A 5513-nucleotide genomic window follows, 5' to 3' on the forward strand; every position below is an offset into this window, starting at 1 on the left:
GAAAAAATTTCTAGTGCTTTTATTTTTTATTTAATTTTAAATATATTTAGTACAACTGAGTTACCACCATTATCACATACTGGTATTGAACTCCCACCAATTTCTTCACTATCATTAACCAAAGTTATTTTACTGCAACTAGGGATATAAACAATTGCATCTCCATTTATGAGCTGGCAAGTTCTTGCATATGTCATCTCTAAATTATGCCCCGCCTTACTACAAGGTTGTTGAAGATTATTTACATATATACTAATTCTATGATTTACAGTTCCTTGATAGTCAGCTATCGGTGCCATATCTACATTAACTCTATAAGAAATATAGTAAATCCCAGCCTCAAAAACTTCTATTTCTGTTGATTTTTTAAGTCTTACACCCTCACCACATACCCCTGCCTGATTAAAGCTAAACTTTCTACCTTTTCTAACGTAATATGATTCATTACTACAAAAACTTCCATAAGCTTCATCAAAATGCTCATGTTCTATCTTGCATTTACACTGCTCTTGCTTATAATATTTCTGACATTCATGATGCTCATGTTTCTCTGGAATATAATTCTCATAGTTATAACAACTATGCTTATAAGGTCTATAATGTTCTTCATCTTTATGATTTTCGCAACTTATATGTGTAACACAATTATTTAAATGTTCAACACCATATTCATTATCTCCATCACATAATAATCTTTTATCATATACTCTATTATTCAAATATAATCACCATCCTACTCTACATAATATTTATATAGAATAAGTTTTGTTACCTCAATTTATAAGTTTAAAAATCCCACTAAAATTTTAACTGTTTCACTTAAATCAACCTTATACTTTTCTTCTAATATAGAGATAATATCTAAATTTTCTGACACAACTCTCTCTATATTTCCCTTTGAAAAATCACCACGCCCAATTTTATCAGCAAAGAAAAGTAATATCATATCATGATGCATTTCTACATTTGCAAGCAGTCCTTTTATATCTCCAAAAGGTAATCCCTTGGCTATATAAAGGCTATGCATATGATACCTAACCATATTTTTAACTTTATTTTTAAAATCTTCTTCTAAAAAATCGTATTTATTCAATATTTTTTCTACATCTTTTGCTCCTATAGTATCATGTTCATAAGCTGTTATTCTTCCCCTTTTAATTTTTGTAGTTTTAATTTTCCCTATATCATGAAACATTGCTGACCACATTAAAACTCTTTTATCCTTTGCATATTCTTTAACAAGTGTAGCCCCATCAACTACTAAAAGCATATGATTCAAAACATTTCCTTCAGGATGATGAACTGGACTTTGTTCTATTTTTTCAAACTCATTAATAAAACTTAAACTACTATTCTTAAACTTATGTAAATTACTTCTTAAATACTCTGATGGTTTATCATCATTTAATAAATGTCTTTCAACTTCCTCAAATAATTTTTTTTCCATACATTTCACATCCTCTAATTAATTTAAAATAAAACAAAAGCCATACCATCTTATGATATGACTTTTTCCACATTATTATTTAGGAATTATTTTCTTGTATATCTCATTATTGTAATACCATTATCTACAGTACACTCTTCTAATACAAGTTTAGTTTCTGGATTATTCTCAAAAAATAACTTTCTACCATTTCCAAGTATAGTTGGTATAATTCCTACTATAAATTCATCAATTATATCTGCTTTCATAAAAGTATCTATAAGAATTCCACCACCAAATAAAAACATTCCTTTACCTTCTTTTTCTTTCTCTTCTAAGAAAAATTTAGCTACATCACCTTTTATAAATTTCACATTATCATAATCTTTCATATCTTTTGATGTAATAATATAAACTATCTTATCTTTAAAATCATTATGCATATCTTGCTCATAGCAATTTCTACCCATAATAACTGAATCAACATCTTCTAAAAACTTAGGAAACTCAAACTTCTTTTCAGTGTCTGCCTTTCCCTCACCATCTCCAACAATCCAATCAAAACCACCATCTTTACCTGCTATATATCCATCTAAACTAATTGCTAAATTTAAAATTATCTTTCTATCCATAATCTAAAACATCTCACTTTCACCTTAAAATAATTTATATCACAAGTAAAACTTGCTACAATATTAGTATAACCCAAAATACCTGACATCTTATGTCATATTTAAAAGGAGATATTATGAAAGCTGATAGATTACTCTCAATAATAACTTTATTACAAGGAAATAAGCTTACAACTGCTAAAGCACTAGCTAAAGAACTCGAAGTTTCAATCAGAACAATTTATAGAGATATAGAAGCTTTAAGTTCTATGGGAATTCCTGTTTATTCAGATAGAGGTATCAATGGTGGAATAAAACTTCTTGGTGATTATAAAACATCATTAACTGGTATAACCACAAATGAACTACCATCTTTATTCTTGTCTGCTGGAGATAAAATACTAACAGACCTTGGGTATACCAAGCTTAAAAATTCCTCGCTCCTAAAGTTTGCTAGTAACTCATCTCTAGAACAAATTACTGAAATTAATAATATCCAAAATTTTATTTATATAGATATGAATACTTGGCAAAATATTGATACTAGTACTCTTAAAGAAGCGCTTAAAATCCTTCAAGATGCCATTTGGACTTCTAAAGCCATAAATATAAAATACCAAAAACAAAGTATTGAAAAGATTTATGATATAAATCCACTAGGTCTTGTATGTAAAAAAGGAACTTGGTATCTTGTTGGTATAAATTCAGATATTATAAAAACTTATAAGATATCTTCAATTATAGATATCAATAAATATAATCACTCATTTACAAGACCTGAAAACTTCAATCTTGAAAATTACTGGACTGAATCAACAAAAAAATTTATGTCTAATATCCCTAAAATATTATTTCAGTTTAAAATTGATAAAAACATTTTAAACATTATTAAGCAAAGAAAACCTAATAAAATCAAAGATTTAACTATTATTAATGATGAGTATTTTATAAATATAGAGTTTAATGATATTTGGGAAGGTGTAGAATTTTCTTTTAGCTTTGGAACTCAACTTAAAATACTCAAACCTCAATCTGCTATTGATATGATAAAAAGTAAAGCACTTGAAGTTATCTCTTTATATTAAAATAGTAGCCTAAAAAGGCTACTATTTATACAAATCTATTCAATATACCACATAAACTTTTCTATCATAATCTTAAATATAAAACTAATACCTACTACTATAAGAATTAAAATAGCTAAAAATACATAGCTATTTAAATGAAAATAATAAACATTTAAAACTACAAAAATAGCTGCTATCATTCCTTTTATCATATTTAAAGTCATTTGAAGTTTTGGTTCTAACTTTCTTCTCTTTTTCTCTTTCATTTCTCTCACCTACTCATTAATCTTTAAATCTATTTTATCACTTTTACTAAAAAAGAAAACTGTGGATAAACTTATCAAAAGTTATCCACAGCTTAAACTATTATTATTTTTTTAAATTTTCTAATTCTTTTATAACATCATTTATATCTAATCTCTTAGTATAATCAACATTCACAAATGAAAGTTTAATATTATAATCTTTATCTATTATATACGTAGCTGGAACTGGTAGCTCAAATTTATCGTAACCATTTTTAACAGTTAAATCAAAACCAAACTTAGTATATAACTCTTTTACCTCTGTGTTTAACTCAAAAGCAATTTTAAATAACTTAGCAAGTCTATTCTCTGTATCACTTAAAATTTCAAATGCTATATCACTAGAAACCTCATTATCTGGAAGTTCTGGAGAAATAGCTACAAAGTTTGCTCCAAGTGCTTTTATCTCATTAACTCTAGCTGCATACTCTTGTAATTCTAAATTACAATAAGGACACCATTTTCCTCTATAAAAATTAATTACAAGTGGACCATCTTTTAATAGTTCATCAGAACTTATAACTTTTCCATAAGCATTTTTAAGACTAAACTTTGGTGCTTTATCACCGATTTTTAATGCATTTTTCTCTATATCAGAATTTTTAAGCTCCTGTGTAAAAGCCATAAATGTTTTAAGTGTTTCTTCTGGCATTTTTTCCTTAGATTGACTCGCTAATATCTCTAATTTTTTTGTTAAGCTCATATTAATTTCTCCTTCATTTGTTTATTTTAAAATATATAAATTAGTTTATCCTTAAATATTACTTTTAACCATATGACCAATCGTCATATTTTTAATTAAAAAACAAAGTTCTATTTTAGTAGAACCTCATTTAAAACTCTATAAAAATTATATAATGTTTGTTTATTACGACTTGCTTTTAATCTTAAAAGGGTACCTTGCCAACTATCAAATATAAACTCTGCAAGAATAAACTCATCCATACTAGACTTAATATCATTATCAACTTTTGCTTCTTTTAAATTTTTAACAAGTTTATTAATTATATCATTATGAAGGATACTAGTAGTTTCTCTAATTAACTCACTTGTTCCACTAACTTCTTGAGTTACTTTCCCAATAAAGCATCCCATACTAAAATTACTCTCATTAAAGTTTTTAATCATAAATCCATAAAATGAACTTATTCTATCAACTGCTTTTAATGATTTATCTTCTAGTATTTCAAATTGTTCTTTGCTCATAACTTCATAATAATAAATTAAAGCTTCTTTTAAATAATCTTCTTTATTTTCAAAATAATTATATATAGAACCTTTTGGAATACCAGCAGCATCTGCTAAATCCTTAACACCTGTCCCATGATATCCCTTTTCAAACATAATTCCTATAGATTTTCTTATAATCTCTTGTTTTTTAATTAATCTTTTATCCATGATTAAATTATATGACCAATCGTCATATTTGTCAAACTTAAAAATGATAACTATAAAAGTTACCACTTTATACTATTTAATTCTTGATTTTATATCCTCTGATAAATCCTTTAGAAATCTATCTATAACTATCTTTTCAGTTTCATTATAATTATTAAAAACCTTCTTATCTCTATCAAAGGCTTTCTTATGAAGTTCTAAATGTTTTTCATAAACTTCTTTACCTTTTGCTTCAAGCCTAAAATATTTTTCTTTTTTATTGTCTTCTTTTCTATAAAAACTAATAAGCTCACGCATCTCTAACCTTTTTGTAATTTTAGTAACTGCCCCTTTAGTTATTCCAAGCCCTTGTGTTATAGCTTTTAAGTTTGAATTTTCATTCTTTCCTATAAAATCTATTGTATGCACCTCATTCATATTCAAATTATCATAGTTCTTATCATAATGCTTTGAATTTATTTCTGAAAAATTTTGAAAAACTATAATTAGTTCTTCCATAAGTTTATCACTATTCATACTCTACCTCTTCTAATATAACTCTTGTAGAAAGCCCTGTTGCAAATGGATTATCTATCCACGCTGTATAAGCTTTAAACTCTTTATCTAAGTTTACTACATTTTCAAGATTTAAGTTTTCTATAATAAAAGTTTTATTTCTCTCTGCTTTTATATCTGCATCTTTATGCTCTTTTCCTCTTCTAACTCC

Annotated in this window: 8 protein-coding genes and 1 pseudogene; 1 reads left to right on the forward strand and 8 read right to left on the reverse strand. The window is 26.5% G+C overall.

What is annotated here, in order from left to right; genetic code table 11:
* Positions 1 to 26: 26 nt before the first annotated feature.
* The 3 genes from Q0V15_RS11525 to Q0V15_RS11535 all read right to left on the reverse strand — a co-directional run bounded on the left by Q0V15_RS11525 (position 27) and on the right by Q0V15_RS11535 (position 2058).
* On the reverse strand, positions 27 to 719 hold the full coding sequence (locus tag Q0V15_RS11525) for a hypothetical protein (protein WP_297439155.1): 693 nt from the start codon (positions 717 to 719) through the stop codon (positions 27 to 29).
* Between the two features lie 59 nt (positions 720 to 778).
* Entirely contained in the window at positions 779 to 1447 is a 669-nt protein-coding gene (locus Q0V15_RS11530) for an HD domain-containing protein (protein ID WP_297439157.1), read from the reverse strand.
* Positions 1448 to 1533: 86 nt separating this feature from the next.
* Complete coding sequence (locus tag Q0V15_RS11535) at positions 1534 to 2058, reverse strand: dihydrofolate reductase family protein (protein ID WP_297439158.1); 525 nt, start codon at positions 2056 to 2058, stop codon at positions 1534 to 1536.
* Positions 2059 to 2174: 116 nt separating this feature from the next.
* On the opposite strand from Q0V15_RS11535, the gene Q0V15_RS11540 reads away from it, so the two are divergent.
* On the forward strand, positions 2175 to 3122 hold the full coding sequence (locus tag Q0V15_RS11540) for a YafY family protein (RefSeq protein ID WP_297439160.1): 948 nt from the start codon (positions 2175 to 2177) through the stop codon (positions 3120 to 3122).
* A gap of 35 nt (positions 3123 to 3157) precedes the next feature.
* Here the strand turns inward: Q0V15_RS11540 and Q0V15_RS11545 are convergent, their stop codons facing one another.
* The 5 genes and pseudogenes from Q0V15_RS11545 to Q0V15_RS11565 all read right to left on the reverse strand — a co-directional run.
* The gene (locus Q0V15_RS11545; protein ID WP_297439162.1) at positions 3158 to 3370 is read right to left on the reverse strand and encodes a hypothetical protein; all 213 of its coding nucleotides are present in this window, start codon (positions 3368 to 3370) and stop codon (positions 3158 to 3160) included.
* Positions 3371 to 3473: 103 nt separating this feature from the next.
* Positions 3474 to 4112 (reverse strand): peroxiredoxin-like family protein, encoded by a 639-nt coding sequence (locus Q0V15_RS11550; protein ID WP_297439164.1) that lies wholly within the window; start codon positions 4110 to 4112, stop codon positions 3474 to 3476.
* A 110-nt stretch (positions 4113 to 4222) separates the two neighbouring features.
* Complete coding sequence (locus tag Q0V15_RS11555; RefSeq protein ID WP_297439165.1) at positions 4223 to 4807, reverse strand: TetR/AcrR family transcriptional regulator; 585 nt, start codon at positions 4805 to 4807, stop codon at positions 4223 to 4225.
* Between the two features lie 72 nt (positions 4808 to 4879).
* Positions 4880 to 5323 (reverse strand): MarR family transcriptional regulator, encoded by a 444-nt coding sequence (locus tag Q0V15_RS11560; protein WP_297439166.1) that lies wholly within the window; start codon positions 5321 to 5323, stop codon positions 4880 to 4882.
* Positions 5316 to 5513, reverse strand: a pseudogene (locus tag Q0V15_RS11565) (cyclase family protein); the annotation flags it as partial. The pseudogene Q0V15_RS11565 and the gene Q0V15_RS11560, both read right to left, overlap by 8 nt.

The sequence above is a fragment of the uncultured Clostridium sp. genome (assembly GCF_947036855.1).
GTDB lineage: Bacteria > Bacillota > Clostridia > Clostridiales > Clostridiaceae > Sarcina.